Source organism: Photobacterium sagamiensis (genome assembly GCF_050337085.1).
GTDB classification, from domain to species: Bacteria; Pseudomonadota; Gammaproteobacteria; order Enterobacterales; family Vibrionaceae; genus Photobacterium; species Photobacterium sagamiensis.
On sequence record NZ_JAKJSP010000013.1, the window covers coordinates 43,318 to 60,119 of the forward strand.

The following is a 16,802-nucleotide window of genomic DNA, read 5'->3' on the forward strand; positions in this document are numbered from 1 at the left end:
CATAATCAAATGTATATTCTATGGTTCAGTCAGGACTGATAGATCCGGCTTATACTCAAAACTTGGGCAAAAATTTTCTATATATGGAAAAGCAAGCCAATGGCCAAGAGAGTGATCCTGACTATTGTCGGGTTGATTATGGTTGTCGGTGTGATCGCCGGTATAAAGGCGCTTCAAATCCGTCGGATGATCGATACTGATGCTGAGTTTGTTCCCCCGCCCGAGACGGTGACCACCGCCGAAGTGCACGCCGAATTCTGGGAATCCCTGCTGACAGCTGTTGGTTCACTGGAGGCTGTTCAGGGGGTTACCGTGGCCGCGGAGCTCCCGGGTAAAGTGGTGCAGATAGCTTTTGAATCGGGAGCTGGGGTCAAAAAGGGGGGATTGCTGGTACGTCAGAACACCTCCTCGGAGCAGGCCCTGTTTGTCGGGGCGGAGGCCCGGGTGGAACTCGCCAAACTCAATCATAATCGCATTCTTGAGCTCTATGAGCAAAAAATCGTCTCTAAGTCCGAACTAGACGCCGCCCGGGCCACCCTTCGTCAGGCAGTTGCCGAGGTCGACAACATTCGTGCCGTCATTGCCAAGAAAACTATTCGCGCCCCTTTTGCCGGCCGCCTAGGCATTCGCCAGGTTGATCTGGGCCAGGTCCTGAGCGAGGGCGATGGGATTGTTTCCCTGCAGGCGTTTGGTCCGATTTTGGTCAATTTTTTCCTTCCACAGCGACACATCTCACAGATAACCACCGGCACAACGGTGAGGGTGACCGCCGATTCGCGCCCGGATACGGTGATTGAAGGAACCATTACAGCTATCAATCCTGAGGTTGATGCCACAACCCGGAACGTTCGGGTGCAGGCCACCGTGCCAAATCCAGATGAGCTGCTGAGGCCCGGGATGTATGTCAACGTCGATGTTGTTCTTGCTACTCGGAAAAATGTCCTTGCTATCCCGTCTACTGCCATTCTGTACGCTCCCTACAGTGATTCGGCTTTTGTGGTAGAGAACAACAAGGATGAAGCAATGGCGTCGTCTGGCAAAATCCTGCGCCAGCAGTTTGTACGTCTCGGGGAGAAGCGCGGCGATTACATTTCCGTCCTATCCGGCCTGCAGGAAAACGAGATCGTGGTGAGTAGCGGGGTGTTCAAGCTGCGTAACGGCCAAGCGGTGGTGGTGGACAATACCTTGTCCCCTGATTTCAAGCTAGATCCCAAGCCAGAGAATAACTGATGGCAGATTCATTCTTCGGGAGCAGGCGAGAGGCCGATCTTGACTGTCTTATTTCGAAGACTGTGGCAACGGCTTCATTATGAAATTTACCGATCTTTTCATACGTCGTCCCGTCCTTGCTCTGGTGATCAGTTTCGTGATTATTATTTCCGGCCTACAGGCAGTGCGTTCGCTCAACGTTCGCCAGTATCCCCGTAGCGAGAATGCCACGATCACTGTCAGTACTGTTTATATTGGCGCTAGTGCCCAACTGGTTCGCGGTTTTATCACCACCCCGCTGGAGCGGGTCATCGCTGCCGCTGACGGCATTGAATACATCGAGTCGCAAAGCGCCTATAGCCTTTCGACCATCAAGGTACGTCTCAAACTCAACTATGATGCGACCAAGGCGCTGGCAGAGATCAGTTCGAAGGTGGATCAGGTTCGAAATGATCTGCCCCCGGAAGCCGAAGTCCCGATCCTCAATATTGAGTCGGCGGACAGTGAATTTGCCTCGGCATACCTGAGTTTCAGCTCCGACATTCTTCAGCAAAATGAGATCACCGACTACCTTGTGCGCGTAGTGCAACCGCGCCTCAGTGCCATCGAAGGGGTACAGAGAGCTGATATCCTTGGGGCTCGCACCTTTGCCATGCGGATCTGGCTTAACCCTGAGCAAATGGCAGCTCACAATATCAGTCCGGCCGAGGTGCGCCGGGCTCTGGCCGCCAACAACTTCCTTTCCGCACTCGGGCAGACCAAAGGGGCGCTGATCCAGGTTAACCTTACTGCCAATACCAATTTGAACTCGGTGGAAGAGTTCAAGCGTCTCGTTATCCGCCAGCAGGGCGGTGCCATCGTGCGTATTGAGGATATCGCAGAGGTGGTGCTGGGTGCTGAGGATTACGATACCGAGGTGCGTTTTTCAGGGCAGACGGCCGTTTTTATGGGTATTTGGCCATTGCCCAATGCCAATTCTCTGGATGTCATCAAACGGGTGCGGATCGAGATGGATGCCATCCAGAAGGGGCTGCCCAGCGGTATGGCCGCCCGGATAGCCTATGATGCCACGGCATACATCGACAGTGCGATCCATGAGGTTCTCGAGACGCTGGCGGATACCCTGCTCATTGTGGTGGTGATCATCTTTCTCTTTCTCGGCTCCTTCCGTTCTGTGCTCATCCCGGTGGTGGCCATTCCTCTGTCGCTGATCGGTGCAGTCTTCCTGATGCAGGCTTTCGGTTTCACCGTCAATTTACTCACCCTGCTGGCTGTTGTCCTCTCGGTAGGGTTGGTGGTTGATGATGCCATCGTGGTGGTCGAAAATGTCGAACGCCACCTCAGCGAAGGACAGAACCCCTTTGATGCCGCCATTCTCGGTGCACGGGAGCTGGTCGGGCCGATCATCGCGATGACCGTCACTCTGGCCGTCGTGTATGTACCCATCGGGTTACAGGGAGGACTTACCGGTGCGCTGTTCCGTGAATTTGCCTTTACCCTGGCGGGAGCTGTGACCATCTCCGGTATCGTGGCTCTGACGCTTTCCCCGATGATGTCGGCCAAGCTGCTTAAACCGGGGCTTGAGGATCATGGGTTGGCCGGCAAGATAGCTGGCGGTTTCAAACGTCTTCGTCATTTTTATGGTCGCGTTCTCGATGTGACTCTCAATACCCGTCCCGCCGTTTATATCGTATGGCTCAGTGTCAGTCTGCTCACCATACCGATGTTCAGGATGTCTCCGGTCGAGCTGGCACCCAGTGAGGATCAGGGGGTTATCTTCGGCATTATCGATGCTTCGGCCAATGCAACCCTCGATCAGACCAGCCGTTATGCAGCAGCAGCCAACCAGGCTTTTCACAGTGTGCCTGAGACCGATTTCACTTTTCAAATCACTTTTCCGGCATCCGGCTTCGGGGGGATGGTCACCCGTCCCTGGGACGACCGGCAGCGCACAGTCTTTGAAATTCTTCCCGACATTCAGCAGAAACTCCAGGCTATTCCCGGTATCCAAATGTTTCCGGTAACGCCGGCGGCGTTGCCCGGAGGCGGGCAATTTCCGGTAGAATTTGTCCTTGCCTCAACGGCTGAGTCCGAACAGATCCTTGAGTTTGCCAAGCAGATTCAGTTCAAGGCGATGCAAAGCGGTATATTTGCCTTCCCGCCACTGATCGACGTGAAGATCGACCAGCCGCAGTCTGAATTTGTCATTGATCGAGACAGGGTGGCCGATCTCGGTCTCAGTCTCGAGCAGGTTGGTACTGACTTGGGCGTGATGGTGGGGGGCGATTTCGTTAACCGCTTTGACATCGCCGGGCGCAGTTATAAGGTGATCCCACAGATTCAGCGTGTGAAGCGACTCAATCCCGCCCAGCTGCAAGATATATATATTACCGGGCCCGATGGCGGGCTGGTGTCGCTGTCCACCATTGCCACTATCAAAGACTCTACGGTGCCCAGATCCCTCAATCGCTTCCAGCAGCTCAACGCGGTCAAGCTCAGCGGGGTGTCCGTCCGGCCGTTGAATGAGGCGCTGAGCTTTCTCGAAAACGAGGCGGCCAACATTCTTCCCGACGGGTATGTGCTGGACTACACGGGCGAGTCACGCCAGTTGCGCACTGAGGGGGAACGGTTTCTCCCTGCATTTATCCTTGCTATCACCCTGATTTTTCTGGTCCTTGCTGCTCAGTTCAATAGCTTTCGCGATCCCTTTGTTATTCTCGCCGGCTCGGTGCCACTGGCAATGTTCGGAGCATTAACCTTCACCTTTCTGAAAATGCCAGATCCGAACATCCCATTCTGGACCCAGGGCTGGACGACCACCATGAACATCTATTCCCAGGTTGGTCTAGTCACCCTGGTAGGGCTGGTCTCGAAAAATGGTATTTTGATCGTCGAGTTCGCCAACAAGCTTCAAGAGCAAGGCCTGGCGAAAATCAATGCGGTACGCGAGGCCGCATTGATCAGACTTCGGCCGATCCTGATGACCAGTGCTGCCACCATCGCCGGTCACTTCCCCCTGATTTTGGTGACTGGCGCCGGCGCCGAAGCCCGTAATTCTATTGGATTGGTATTGGTAGGAGGCATGGCTATCGGGACTCTTTTTACTCTCTTCGTCATTCCCTCTATCTACATGTTGGTTGCCCGGGACCAAGCAAAAGGAGAGAGGCATGATTAATTTGGCCACCTGCATAGAGGTGATATCTTGCCTCTGATTTTCCATTTTGTTTGATGAGCTTGGATTGAGATAGTTTGATTCTAATAACTCAAAGTTGAACTGATAGCGATATTTGCGGCTCGAGGATATTGCGTAAGTACAGTTGGCCTGGATGAGCAGATGATGAGAATATCAACATGTTTTTAAGTTTGGCTTGTGATAATAGCGATAGTAGCCCACCAAATTACTGGTAATAAAGAGTACCTCAAGGAGGACCGCGGTAGGGGAAGCGATTAGGCAGTTATGTACAATCCAGCAACTGGTGGCCAGGATCATAAATTGGCGCAGTTGTTTGTCTTCTTTGGAAAAGGCTGCTGCATTTTGGAAAAGAGATGCCGCACAGCTAATCAAGCTGATATAGCCAGCATAAGTGACATATGTGACGATGAGTGAGCTTAGTGAAAATAGCACAACCACTTTTTTCGAGGTTGTGAAAAGGCTCGTAATATAGCGGATTGCAGCAAGGGCCATTAACCCTGCAGCTGTCCACTGTTCTAACAGGACAAAATGAAGTGAGATTAAACTCACGGCAATCACAAAACAGCGGACAATTTTATGCCTTTCTTTGAACTGGAAAGAAAATAAATCGAAACAAGCTGCGAAGCCTATGACTATCTGAGAGAGAATAAAAGCACTCATTATGGTCGATTCCTTTTCTATTATTCTGCGGGTATGGACTGTGTTTTCTTCTCATGGCGAGTCCAACAGATATTTTAGGCATGGTGAAGTACCTGTCGAAGACCGAAGCGTATTCAGTGGTGAGCGAATTAATGCGATAAACGAAGCTTAATGTATAATTTAGGATGAAGTATAATGATATATATTCTATTAGTATGAGTTTAACTAATAATGAAATTACCCCCACTTCGTGCCGTCCAATATTTTGAAGCGGTAGCTCGGTTTAATAGTTTTTCTAAAGCCGCAGAAGCACTTAACGTGACCCAAAGTGCAGTGAGCCATCAAGTACGATTGTTAGAAGAATACCTTGGCGAAAATCTGTTTGTTCGTAAGGGAAGGCTATTATCACTGACACCGATTGGTGAGCGGTATTTTGATGATGTGAGCCCTTCTTTGCTTAATATTTCACAGGCAAGTCAGCAAATTCGAGAGGGAGAAGGAGGGAAGATCCGCCTTGCACTTTACAGTGCATTGGCCGTGAAATGGCTGATCCCACGCTTAGAAAACTTGCGTCAGTTGCACCCTGAAATCGAGTTAACACTGAATATGGTGGCGGATGAACCGGAATGTAGCGATCAAGTTGCTGACTGCTTTATTACCGTGATGCCCCCGAAGCGAAATTTTGTCAGTGAGTTTCTGTACACCGAACGCTTATACCCCGTCTGTAGCCACAAACTGTGGCAGCAAATCCAAGATAAACCCTTGCCCGAGGCGCTTTGGCAGCATCCGCTGTTGTCAGTTGAATCTATTTTAAAAGCGAAAGGTAAAGACTGGCAGCACTGGTGTGAGCGGGGTGGGTTTGAGCTACCTGCGACAGCTAATATGAGTTACTTTAGCCATATGCTTCTGGCGGCTGAAGCTGCACGTTATGATCAAGGTATTACGTTTCTCAATAATTACCTGATGACCGATCAGGATAGACAGCAAAACTTGGTTCGTATTCCCATGCATGATCTGCCCACTGGCGATGACTTTTATTTTGTTTATAAGAAAGCACGGGCTAATCAGTCAGAAATAGTGACCCTCGGACGTTGGCTTAAACAGCAATGCTATGAACAGGATATCGATTGAGAGCCGATGAGATAACGCTATACCTATGAGAATTTAACAGGACAGGCACATTTAACACTGTTGCTTCATCGTAGCCACAGAGAAAGGTGCGCCGCACACAACGTGAAACACAGTGGTAGTAGGGCGTTGATTCCAGGCTTATTTGTTGTTTTCTGGCGGTGGTCATGAGTCATATCCCGGATGGTTGAATAATGACCACAGCTTTTGAGTAGAGCTTAAAAAGGGGGGAGGATCAGAAGGGATTAGTATTGCGATGCAGTGTAATTAACGGAATTGATGGCTTCTTAAGTATGCCTGTCCTATAAGCTTGGTTTCTGTTTTTGCTCAGGTGTAAGTCGTTGGATAGACTCTAATAGTTGCGTAAAGTTGAAGTCTTCCATGATGGAGCCTTGAGTCGCTGGCTTCAGGATCGATCATAGAGGTGTAATTTCTCAGCGGCGGAAACAAACCCAACCATTTCTTGCCAAGTCTAAGGGGCGTGCTAGTTTTAATGGTAATAGTTTATCAACGAGATGCCGGAGAAAAACAACATGAGTGAAACCAAACAGGCATTATGGGAGCTAGAATACAGACTAGAACATCATCCCGATATTTTTAAGAAAATCAACTATGGCCAGTTAATTGAGCTAAGTCAGAAAATAAAGCTAGGTGCTAGCAAAAAATTAGACGATCCTGAACTCACGCCATCTGACATAAAAAGAACTCTCGGTGCCTTTAAGGTATGTCTAGAGTTGGCTGTCATTGTCAAAGAGTCAGAAATTGCCGCAATTCTAGTTGAGCAATCAAAGAATATTAAGAAAGTTCTCGAAGGCTACTCTATCCCGGAAATTGATGCGCAAATCATTTCAAAAGATGAGCTCAAAAAGCTTGTGGAGTTTGCGGAATCAAAAGATTTAACGAAGATGTTACTAGATATAAATAAAGATAGCCTTAATGAGAACAAGTTAGAATCATATTTAAATATTAACGACGATGTTCCGGTTGCAAGTAAGTTAACTCCTGATCAACATGATCGAAGACAAGCTGCATTTTTAATAATGAATAAAGCTTTATCAGGTGGCCTGCTGACTTGTGGAAGTATTGGTTTGGGGGCACTTTCTGGTATTATTTCTACCATACCAACGCTGACAAATCCAACTTTTCCACTGCTCCCTGGCTTAATCATTTCCACCTATACCGGTATAAACGGAATACTCTCAGCTCTTGAAGACCTAAACAATTTGCCATAAGAGGAAAATGTCTCAACACCGTGGTAGCGATAAAAAAGAGCACGATCTGCGTGCTCTTTACATGCCGTCAAAACTTAGTAAATTAATCGCTCATCACCCAGAGTTTATAGTTTTATTATCAAATAAATCACTAACAATCCTTAACCAATCAATCAAAACCTTGAATAAAGATGAGATGTTTAATATTAATGCACAGATAATTGTGAACTACCCATCAATATCTAAACACCATTCCCTAATATTATTAATGAATTGCCACTCGCTTCTTCTAGGCTTCTGGATGACATCATTTTGCTTTAACGCTCATACATATATCAATAATATGATGTTTTTCTGGGTGTTCTTCGGGATTATTTAAATAAATCTCATAGCTAGGTCGTGACATGTCTACTTCATAATTATTTCTTTCCATCCATTCAACTACAGCATTCCATGCTGGCCCATATTCTTCTGGTCCTGTCAATTCAGTGTGCATTACCGCATATTTCCCACCGGGTAACACTTTTTTTCGTATCTCACCATTCACCTTAGTATCTTTAAGAATACTCATACACAAATCTAACGTTAGTTCAACAGCTGGGGTAATTTTAGGGTCATCTTGATACGAAGATAAGAATACGGTCTTGGTGGAGATCAATCCTTTAGGTCCAGCCCATCCGCAAAGTTTATTAAATAAATTATCAAAAACTTGAGGGTTACCAATATAATTACCAGTAAACGAAATAAACGCAACTTGTCTTTCTGCTAACTCTTTAATATTCGGTTGCTCATTTTTCATGATTTTCTCCTTTGTTGTTTACATCCAGCATGGGCATGAACTGAGGTCTGACGCCCTGTGCGGTTCCAAGTCTCTATCACGCTCGTAAGGACTGCAACAAACACGACAAGCACGAATACCATTATAGAGTTAACGATCATTGTAGTGATCACTTAAAATTTGTCTTCTAAGGCGAAGAACGCGTCGAATAAGAGACACCGAATATTTTAAGTTAAAGATTAGGCAAACATCGACCAAAGAAACGCATTCAATTTTTTACCCAAAAATCAAGCACACATAACCGGAGAAGAGCCACTTTTCGTATCCCAAATAGCAAAGTGCCACCATTTCGACAGGTGGCAGTTTTGATAGGTCTGGACAAAAATGAGCATCTCGCAACAAATCGCTTCCCATCTAACAATTGAATATCTATTCCGAAAGGTGGATAAGACGCATATATTGGTCCAGGGACTATTCAAGTATAAAGTGGAGTAGCTTGGAGTACAGTCTGAATGGATCAGATCAGTAAAAATTCGTACAGCTTTTTCTCCAGTTCCAAGACCCTGGAATCGTCAAGAGATAGCTTTTCTGCTATAGCTGGGTTGTCTAGTATTTTTATAACTTTTCCAGGCGCAGAAGACATGATAACAATCCGATGTCCAAGAAGAACGGCTTCTCTCGTATCGTGAGTAACATATATCGCCGTGGTTTTCTGTTCTTCCCAAATATCACGGATTAGATGAATCAGTGTCTGCTTGGTATTAATATCCTGCCCTTGCATAGGCTCATCCAGCAATAGCAAACGGCAATCCCGCGAGAACGCTCTCGCCAGAGAAAGACGAAATTTCATGCCTCCTGAAAGCTCTTCCGGATAAGATGCGGTTTTATCTGACAGTCCGGTTTTTTCCAGCCAGTCTGCAATCTGACTAAGGCGCTCTTTCTTATCAGGGAAATTCTTCTTCAGGTTAATTTCCAGATTTTTGCAAACCGTATACCAGGGCAATAAGCGCGGTTCCTGAAATACAAAACTCATGGATTTTTCATAGGGATTCGTAACGTTTCCTTTAGAAAAACCGGCCAAACCAGCAATGCACCTGAGCATACAGGTCTTCCCACAACCAGAAGGCCCAAGAATAACGGTGATCTCCCCATCCGGGATTTCCAAGTCGATATCCCTGAATATAGTTTGTTCACCAATTGAATAACTTACCCTATCAAGAATAATTCCGGACATAGAACCTCATGGAAAAACGCAGCAGGCGATCAACTCCTCCGCTTGTAATTACTGCCAATAATGTCCAGGCCATAACTTCAGCTGTAGCCAGATTCATTTGGGCATATTGCATTTTGGTTCCTATCGCATAAAGGGGCTGACTTAATATTTCAGCGGCGATGACCACCTTCCATGTCAGCCCGGCATTTGAAATAACGGCACTGTACAGGAATGGTATACACGAAGGCAGGTAAATATGCCGGATGATGTCGCTTTTGCTCCAGTTGTAGAACTGAGCGGCTTCAAGCAGTTTTGGATCGGTTTCGCGTATGCCCTGCTGAACATTCTGCTCAAAAAGAGGAAAGGCCATAAGGAAAGCCACAAACACAGGCACTCTGTCCGATTCGAGCCACATAACAGCCAGAAGAATAACTGCAAGAACGGGAACCGCTCTCACAACAATAATATAGGGCTGAAAAAATGCCCGGCACTCACGGCTGATCCCGCTAAAAACTCCGATAACCAGCCCGGCAGTCATGGAAAGAAAAAAAGCAGCCACTGCCCGCCACATTGTGGCTATCCAATGATGCAAAAAATCCGGACTCTTCATCAGAGAACCAAAGACTTCAATGACTTCTTCCGGTGGAGGAAGAATAAGCGGAGAAGAGATCACTACCGCTCCGGATTTCCAGATCAGCAGTATAAATAAAATGCTGATAAAAGTGATCAAACTAGTATTCGAGGTAAAACTGGTCATCTGGGAGCTTTCCGCCTATTGATGCGGGATCAAATCTAAAAAGAACGTCATAAAATAGCTCTAATTCTTTTTTAATCTCTGCAGGTTTACTGAAGTTCAGGTTACAGCGTGGAATCGCTTTCAATGCTATAGCTGCAGGCATGATACCCTGACGTTCAATAGCAGAGGCAGCTTTTTCCGGATTATTCAATACCCATTCAATAGACTCTTCATATGCTGAAAAAATAGCATCAAGGGCTTTTTTATTCGTTATTTTTGGAGAAACAACCGCCAGAGAAATGGGATAATTGTGTCCTGTACCACTCAACTCTCCCCACTCTTTCTGCATATCTGAAAAAATCCGCGCTTGAGGATTTTTATTTAATACCATGGTAACCAGTGGTTCAGGAAGAATCGCGTTGTCAATCTTACCTGCAGCCATCATCTGGGCTAACTGCTGATGAGAATAGGTGAAACGAAGAGTAACATCCTTACCTTCCTTCAGACCCCGGCCGTTCAAAACGTATTGCGTGAGATAATCAGGTGTCGACCCTTTAGCAATGCTATTAATAGTTTTACCCCGAAAGGATTCCCAGGTGATATTATCTTTGCTGGTAGTAAGGGCATAAATCACACCATCTCCAACACTGGCTCCGATAGCGTATCCCTTTGCCCCCATCTTGTTATATAACTTTGCGGCAAGGTTGACCGGCATGGCTGCAATGTCAACCTGTCCTGAAGATATACGGGCCACCATGTCCTGAGGTGTTGCCACCAGTTCATAGGAAATAGTGATACCATTTCCAGGTGATTTGACCTGATCAATCATCCGGATCATCCCAAATGCTGTAGGTCCTTTCAACGCTGCCATTCTGATGTGAACAGGCTTGACCAAATTCTGAGTCTTAATATCAGACGCCTGTACCTGTTCACCTTGCGCAGATAAGCTAAATATCGCCCCTAACAATGCAATTGTTGAAAATAAGATTTTATTCATGACATTGTTCTTCCGTGACCAAATCGTGAAATTCAAATTATCGTTCTATATTTCAGCCTTTTGGTTGTAAATAATGTGACTGCTGACCGTTTTTCGAACACTAACTGACTACAGTTAGTCCATAATTTCTATATGGGTATCAGGGCGGGCAGGAATAAGGCAATACGCCTGATGCATCTCATGTCTGAGATACGGAGATTTCTGATGACGGGAAATGTGACTGGTTGTAACTGTTGCGAGGAGCTGACCGAACAGGAGATGCTTGAGCAACTGGATGGGCTCATTGCGGATTACCTGGATAAACCTGGTGGATTGATCCCCGCATTGCAGATTGCGCAAAGTCGGTTTGGCTATCTTTCCGAGAGTATTCTGAAGCAGATCAGCTCCCGGTTCAACAAATCCTACAGCGAGGTTGCCAGCGTTGTCGGCTTCTACTCCTTCTTCTCTACAGTGCCGCGAGGGCGGTATGTGGTCCGGGTATGTCTGGGAACCGCCTGTTATGTGCGGGGAGGAAAAGAGGTTCTGTCGTCACTGAAAAAGGAACTGGGTATTGATGTGGGAGAAACCACCGAAGACCGGCAGTTTTCTCTGGATGTTGGTCGCTGTTTTGGTGCCTGTGGCCTCGCACCAGTAGTTATGATTAATGACGATGTTCATCAACGGATTAAGCCAACCAGATTGGGCGAGCTGTTAAAAGCCTATGCTGATGGGCAGATTGAAGAGCCTTGTACAACGGACGAGATGGAGGATGCCGGATGAACCTGCCAATAAAACGCATCTCTTCATTTGAAGAGCTTCGCCGACTTCCTGAACAACTCAACCGGGCCGAGGGTGTCAGCCAGATGCTGGTTTGTGCCGGCGGCGGCTGTCTGGCCTCCGGCTCAGACAAGGTGATTGCCGCTCTCCGGGAGCAGATAGCCGCACAGCAACTTAATGACCGGGCGAACGTGATTGCTGTGGGTTGCATGGGACTGTGTGTGGAAGGTCCGGTAATGCTGATGCTCGACGATATGACTTTCTATCAACGCGTTAAGCCGGAAGATGCTGCGGAAATCGTTAATCAGCACCTACTGGGCGGGCAGGTGATTGAACGTCTGGTTGCCCGTGACGGCAGTGGCGACAAGGCTATTCCTTCTATTTCCGATATCGATTTCTTCAGCAAGCAGACAAAGATTGTGTTGCGACATTGCGGGCAAATCGACCCGGAAAGCATTACCGAAGCGCTAAATGTGGGTGTCTATCAGGCGCTTGGAAAGGTGCTCGATGGCATGACTGCCGATGATGTTATTGAGCAGATGAAAATCTCTGGGCAGCGCGGCCGTGGTGGTGCCGGTTTTCCGACCTGGATGAAATGGAATTCCACCCGCAATAGCCCGGCGGATCAGCGTTACATGCTGTGTAACGCCGACGAAGGGGATCCGGGGGCCTACATGGATCGCAGCGTGCTGGAGGGCGACCCGCATAGCCTGATTGAGGGGGTGATCATCGGTGCCTATGCCATTGGCGCCTCACAGGGCTATGTTTACGTGCGGGCAGAATATCCTCTGGCTGTATACAGGTTGCAGAAAGCGATCGATGAAGCCAGGCAATATGGCCTGCTGGGTGAGAATATTCTCGGTTCCGGTTTCTCCTTCAATCTTGAGATCCGGATGGGTTCCGGTGCTTTTGTTTGTGGCGAGGAAACTGCGCTGATGGCTTCCATCGAGGGGCGCAGGGGGGAGCCGCGTCCGCGTCCGCCATTCCCGGCGCAGAAGGGACTGTGGGATAAACCCTCCTGTCTGAACAACGTCGAAACCTTTGCCAGTGTACCCGAAATCATCAACCGTGGAGCCGGCTGGTACGCCGCCTTCGGTACCGGCAAGAGTAAGGGAACCAAGGTGTTTGCACTAGCCGGAGCGGTACGCAACACAGGGCTGGTTGAGGTGCCGATCGGCACCAGCCTGGGTGAGCTGATCTATGACATCGGCGGTGGGATAGTCAACAACAAGACGTTCAAGGCTGCACAGCTGGGGGGCCCCTCAGGTGGATGTGTGCCGAAACAGCACCTCAATGTGCCGCTGGACTATGAGTCGCTTAGTGAACTGGGTGCCATCATGGGTTCAGGCGGGCTGATTGTGATGGATGATGATGCCTGTATGGTTGATATTGCCCGCTTCTTTCTGGAGTTTGTCCAAGAGGAGTCCTGTGGTAAGTGTGTTCCCTGTCGGGTCGGCACCAAGCGGATGCTGGAGATCCTGACCCGAATCTGCGAAGGCCGTGGCCGGATGGAGGATATCGACCAGTTGGTGGAGTTGGGTGAGCTGATCCAGGAAACCTCGCTGTGCGGACTAGGGCAGACTGCGCCCAACCCTGTGTTATCGACCATCCGCCATTTCCGCGAAGAATATGTTGAGCATATAAGGGACCGCCACTGCCGGGCGGGTGTCTGCCCGTCACTGGTGCGTGCTCCCTGCCAGACCGCTTGCCCCGCCGGGGTCGATATCCCGGGATTTGTGTCGCTGGTGGGTGAGCAGCGCTACGATGAAGCACTGCAACTGCATCGCAGCCGCAATCCGTTTGCCAGCGTGTGCGCCCGGGTCTGCTTCCACACCTGTGAAGAGAAGTGTCGCCGCTCCTCGTTGGACCAGCCAGTATCTATCCGTGGCGTAAAGCGATTCATGGTCGATCAGGAGCTGGAACCACAACTACCAGAGCTCCGGCATAACGAAGAAAATGCACGTCGCAATATCGCCATCGTTGGTGGTGGCCCCGCTGGCATCTCCTGCGCCTTCTTCCTTGCCCGACTGGGTTATAAACCGGTTATCTATGAGAAAGAGCCGCGTCCTGGCGGGATGCTGGTGCAGGCCATTCCCGCCTACCGACTGCCCAGAGAAACCATCGCCCGTGAGATCCGAATGATTGAAAATATGGGCGTCACCATAAAAACTGGCTTGGCATTGGGGCGAGATTTCACCATCAAGCAACTGAAAGAAGAGGGCGCAGATGCGGTATTCATAGGCATTGGTGCGCCACAAGGAGTGACCGTGGAGCTTGCTGGTCGCGATGCTGAATTTGTCGTCGATGGGTTGGCATTCCTGCGTGAATACAACATTCGTGGTTCAGTTCCGGTTGGCCGGAACGTTGCAGTTATCGGTGGGGGGAATGCTGCCATTGATGCTGCTCGTACAGCGATTCGACTGGGAGCGGAAACTGTCACCGTGCTCTATCGTCGTACCCGCGAGGAGATGCCAGCCTACGCCGAGGAGGTCGATGAGGCGATCCAGGAGGGTGTCAGCATCAGAACCCTGACCGCTCCACAAGAGATAAAGAGCGATTCGGCGGGCCGGGTAGCAGCGGTGAAATGTCGACATATGCACCTGGGTGAGTTCGACCGCTCCGGTCGCAGACGCCCTGAAGCGGATGAAAATGAATGCTTCAGCGTCGATGCTGACCAGGTGATCCTGGCTGTGGGACAGACTCTGGATACAAGTGTGTTTGGCAAAGAGCAGTTACTCAACAGCAATGGCTGGGTGAAAGCCGATCCGGTCACCGGCCAGACCTCAATGGAGGGCGTGTTTGCCGGTGGCGATTCTGTGACCGGACCGATGTCGGTGGTCAGGGCGATTGCCGATGGTGAGCGGGCTGCCGTGGGCATCGACTGCTTCCTTAGCGGTGAGAAGCATGCCTTCTGGCGGGCAGAGCATGAAAATACCACCAACTATGATCCCGATGCCGATCCCGTTCCCTATCCAAGGGAGGCACTACGGATGATCCAGGTAGAAAAACGAAGAAATAACTTTGATGAGGTGGAGCAGGCGTGGAACGAGACCGAGGCGATCCGCCAGGCGAAACGTTGTCTGCGCTGTGATTATGGAAAATGCCCAGTTCACCAGGAGGAGGCTTCCGATGCTTAAGGTTACCATCAATGGAAAGGAGATTGCCGCAGGCGAAGGCACTACCATTCTGGAGGCGGCGAAGCAGGCCGCCATCCATATCCCTACGCTCTGCTTTCTGGAGAAGCTTGCGCCCACCGGGGCCTGTCGGGCCTGTCTGGTTGAAATAGAGGGTGCGCGAACCCTGACGACAGCCTGCTCTACACCGGTTGCAGACGGGATGCGGGTGATGACCCATAGTCCTAAAGTGCGTGACGCCCGCAGAAAAGTGGTTGAGCTGATCCTTTCAGAGCACCAGGGCAACTGCCAGATCTGTGACCGCAATGAAGATTGTGAGCTGCAGCAACTGGCCGCAGAGCTGGGACTGAAAGCGATCCGCTATCAGGGCGAAAAGGCAGCCTCACACATCGACGACAGTACGCCAGCACTGCTGCGCGATAATGGCAAATGCATTAAATGCCGCCGCTGTGTCACAGTCTGCTCTCAGGTGCAGAGCGTGGGTGCACTCTATCCGCAGGGACGCGGCTTCGATACAGTCATCGGACCGGCGTTTACCCTGGATCTCAATGATGTGGCATGCGTCCAGTGTGGTCAGTGTGCTGCGGTTTGTCCGGTTGGTGCCATCTCAGAGCGCAATCACGTAGAAGATGTCTGGAAAGTGCTCGAGGATCCACAGCAAACCGTCGTGGTGCAGACCGCACCGGCCATTCGCGCGGCACTTGGCGAGTGCTTCGGCTGTGAACCAGGTACCCTGGTGACAGGCAAGATGGCCAGCGCACTGCGTCAGTTGGGTTTTGATGGGGTGTTCGACACCAACTTTACTGCAGATCTCACCATCATGGAGGAGGGAACAGAGCTGCTGATGCGGCTGAAGAAGGCGCTGCTGGATAAGGAAAAGGTCTCGCTGCCAATGTTCACCAGCTGTTGTCCTGCGTGGATCAATTTTGCCGAATACTACTATTCTGACATGCTGCCCAACCTCTCCAGTTGTAAGTCGCCACAGCAGATGTTTGGTGCGGTTGCCAAGACCTACTATGCCCGGAAGCTGGGGATCCGGCCGGAGCAGATGACCGTCGTATCCATCATGCCCTGTACGGCGAAAAAATTTGAGTGCCAGCGGCAGGAGATGATTGATAGCAGCGTGCAGGATGTGGACTATGTACTAACAACCCGCGAGTTAGGGCAGATGGTCAAGGAGGCAGGTATCGACTTCATGGCACTACCGGAGAGTGAGATGGATGCACCGCTGGGGCTGAGCTCCGGTGCCGCAGACATCTTTGCCAATACCGGTGGGGTCATGCAGGCAGCATTGCGTACCGCTTACGAGATAGTGACCGGGCGGGAGCTACCAGTGGAGAACCTGCACGTTACTCCGGTGACTGGGCTGGAAGGGATAAAGGAGGCATCGATTGTGATTGAGCAGCCGGTGGCCGACTGGTCATTCCTGGATGGCGTGGAAGTCAAGGTGGCGGTATCGCACGGGCTGGCCAATGTCCGCAGCCTGATTGAACATATCGAATCAGGCGAGAAGAGCTACCATTTTATCGAGGTGATGGCTTGTCCCGGAGGCTGCATCGGAGGTGGCGGGCAACCGCGTCTAACCAGTGATGCTGTGCGCATGAAACGGATTAACGCAATTTATGCTGAAGATGAAGGCAAGCTGATGCGTAAATCCCATGAGAATGAGGCGGTTCAGCAGCTGTACGCTGAGTTCCTCGAACAGCCGCTTGGCGAGAAATCTCACCATCTGTTGCATACGAAATACAGGGGTAAACCTGCAGTCTGAGTTAAGCGGGAACATCGAATCCAAACTGAATACCGCTGGC

At 49.8% G+C, this 16,802-nt stretch carries 12 protein-coding genes and 1 pseudogene; 8 read left to right on the forward strand and 5 right to left on the reverse strand.

All coding sequences use genetic code 11. From position 1 onward, the window contains the following. Window positions 1-99: 99 nt before the first annotated feature. The gene (locus L4D76_RS03830; RefSeq protein WP_428439616.1) at window positions 100-1,230 is read left to right on the forward strand and encodes an efflux RND transporter periplasmic adaptor subunit; all 1,131 of its coding nucleotides are present in this window, start codon (window positions 100-102) and stop codon (window positions 1,228-1,230) included. A 79-nt stretch (window positions 1,231-1,309) separates the two neighbouring features. After that, window positions 1,310-4,384, forward strand: a complete 3,075-nt coding sequence (locus tag L4D76_RS03835) for an efflux RND transporter permease subunit (protein ID WP_428439617.1) — start codon at window positions 1,310-1,312, stop codon at window positions 4,382-4,384. 171 nt (window positions 4,385-4,555) lie between these two features. Here the strand turns inward: L4D76_RS03835 and L4D76_RS03840 are convergent, their stop codons facing one another. Continuing rightward, the gene (locus tag L4D76_RS03840; protein WP_428439618.1) at window positions 4,556-5,062 is read right to left on the reverse strand and encodes a YgjV family protein; all 507 of its coding nucleotides are present in this window, start codon (window positions 5,060-5,062) and stop codon (window positions 4,556-4,558) included. 210 nt (window positions 5,063-5,272) lie between these two features. Here L4D76_RS03840 and L4D76_RS03845 point away from each other — a divergent pair, with 210 nt between their 5' ends. Continuing rightward, complete coding sequence (locus tag L4D76_RS03845; RefSeq protein ID WP_428439619.1) at window positions 5,273-6,172, forward strand: LysR substrate-binding domain-containing protein; 900 nt, start codon at window positions 5,273-5,275, stop codon at window positions 6,170-6,172. 530 nt (window positions 6,173-6,702) lie between these two features. Beyond that, window positions 6,703-7,401: a hypothetical protein gene (locus L4D76_RS03850; RefSeq protein ID WP_428439620.1), complete on the forward strand. Its 699-nt coding sequence runs from the start codon at window positions 6,703-6,705 to the stop codon at window positions 7,399-7,401. Window positions 7,402-7,687: 286 nt separating this feature from the next. On the opposite strand, the gene L4D76_RS03855 is transcribed toward L4D76_RS03850, so the two are convergent. Next, a complete protein-coding gene (locus L4D76_RS03855) occupies window positions 7,688-8,179 on the reverse strand; it encodes an AraC family transcriptional regulator (protein ID WP_428439621.1) in 492 nt (163 codons plus the stop codon). 148 nt (window positions 8,180-8,327) lie between these two features. Between L4D76_RS03855 and L4D76_RS03860 the strand changes: the two are divergent. Further along, window positions 8,328-8,459, forward strand: a pseudogene (locus tag L4D76_RS03860) (ISL3 family transposase); the annotation flags it as partial. 216 nt (window positions 8,460-8,675) lie between these two features. Here L4D76_RS03860 and L4D76_RS03865 read toward each other — a convergent pair. Genes L4D76_RS03865 through L4D76_RS03875 form a run of 3 tightly spaced genes read right to left on the reverse strand, consistent with a single transcriptional unit; the run spans window position 8,676 to window position 11,104 of the window. Continuing rightward, complete coding sequence (locus L4D76_RS03865) at window positions 8,676-9,392, reverse strand: ABC transporter ATP-binding protein (RefSeq protein WP_428439622.1); 717 nt, start codon at window positions 9,390-9,392, stop codon at window positions 8,676-8,678. After that, on the reverse strand, window positions 9,373-10,128 hold the full coding sequence (locus L4D76_RS03870; RefSeq protein WP_428439623.1) for an ABC transporter permease: 756 nt from the start codon (window positions 10,126-10,128) through the stop codon (window positions 9,373-9,375). Before L4D76_RS03870 ends, L4D76_RS03865 begins: the two co-directional genes overlap by 20 nt. Beyond that, a complete protein-coding gene (locus L4D76_RS03875) occupies window positions 10,103-11,104 on the reverse strand; it encodes an ABC transporter substrate-binding protein (protein WP_428439624.1) in 1,002 nt (333 codons plus the stop codon). The genes L4D76_RS03870 and L4D76_RS03875 overlap by 26 nt, the downstream gene beginning before the upstream one ends. Window positions 11,105-11,308: 204 nt before the next feature. Here L4D76_RS03875 and L4D76_RS03880 point away from each other — a divergent pair, with 204 nt between their 5' ends. Genes L4D76_RS03880 through L4D76_RS03890 form a run of 3 tightly spaced genes read left to right on the forward strand, consistent with a single transcriptional unit; the run spans window position 11,309 to window position 16,762 of the window. Further along, entirely contained in the window at window positions 11,309-11,863 is a 555-nt protein-coding gene (locus tag L4D76_RS03880; RefSeq protein WP_428439625.1) for an NADH-quinone oxidoreductase subunit NuoE family protein, read from the forward strand. Next, window positions 11,860-14,997, forward strand: coding sequence for an NADH-ubiquinone oxidoreductase-F iron-sulfur binding region domain-containing protein (locus L4D76_RS03885; RefSeq protein WP_428439626.1), 3,138 nt, complete (start codon window positions 11,860-11,862; stop codon window positions 14,995-14,997). The genes L4D76_RS03880 and L4D76_RS03885 overlap by 4 nt, the downstream gene beginning before the upstream one ends. Then, window positions 14,990-16,762 (forward strand): NADH-dependent [FeFe] hydrogenase, group A6, encoded by a 1,773-nt coding sequence (locus L4D76_RS03890; RefSeq protein WP_428439627.1) that lies wholly within the window; start codon window positions 14,990-14,992, stop codon window positions 16,760-16,762. Before L4D76_RS03885 ends, L4D76_RS03890 begins: the two co-directional genes overlap by 8 nt. The last annotated feature ends 40 nt before the right edge of the window (window positions 16,763-16,802 follow it).

Excerpts from the sequence above, each read along its gene's own strand:
- L4D76_RS03830 (WP_428439616.1), top strand. The coding sequence starts at position 100 with ATGGCCAAGAGAGTGATCCTGACTATTGTCGGGTTGATTATGGTTGTC.
- L4D76_RS03850 (WP_428439620.1), top strand. The coding sequence starts at position 6,703 with ATGAGTGAAACCAAACAGGCATTATGGGAGCTAGAATACAGACTAGAA.
- L4D76_RS03855 (WP_428439621.1), bottom strand. The coding sequence starts at position 8,179 with ATGAAAAATGAGCAACCGAATATTAAAGAGTTAGCAGAAAGACAAGTT.
- L4D76_RS03875 (WP_428439624.1), bottom strand. The coding sequence starts at position 11,104 with ATGAATAAAATCTTATTTTCAACAATTGCATTGTTAGGGGCGATATTT.
- L4D76_RS03890 (WP_428439627.1), top strand. The coding sequence starts at position 14,990 with ATGCTTAAGGTTACCATCAATGGAAAGGAGATTGCCGCAGGCGAAGGC.
- L4D76_RS03880 (WP_428439625.1), top strand. The coding sequence starts at position 11,309 with ATGACGGGAAATGTGACTGGTTGTAACTGTTGCGAGGAGCTGACCGAA.
- L4D76_RS03840 (WP_428439618.1), bottom strand. The coding sequence starts at position 5,062 with ATGAGTGCTTTTATTCTCTCTCAGATAGTCATAGGCTTCGCAGCTTGT.
- L4D76_RS03885 (WP_428439626.1), top strand. The coding sequence starts at position 11,860 with ATGAACCTGCCAATAAAACGCATCTCTTCATTTGAAGAGCTTCGCCGA.
- L4D76_RS03835 (WP_428439617.1), top strand. The coding sequence starts at position 1,310 with ATGAAATTTACCGATCTTTTCATACGTCGTCCCGTCCTTGCTCTGGTG.
- L4D76_RS03845 (WP_428439619.1), top strand. The coding sequence starts at position 5,273 with ATGAAATTACCCCCACTTCGTGCCGTCCAATATTTTGAAGCGGTAGCT.
- L4D76_RS03865 (WP_428439622.1), bottom strand. The coding sequence starts at position 9,392 with ATGTCCGGAATTATTCTTGATAGGGTAAGTTATTCAATTGGTGAACAA.
- L4D76_RS03870 (WP_428439623.1), bottom strand. The coding sequence starts at position 10,128 with ATGACCAGTTTTACCTCGAATACTAGTTTGATCACTTTTATCAGCATT.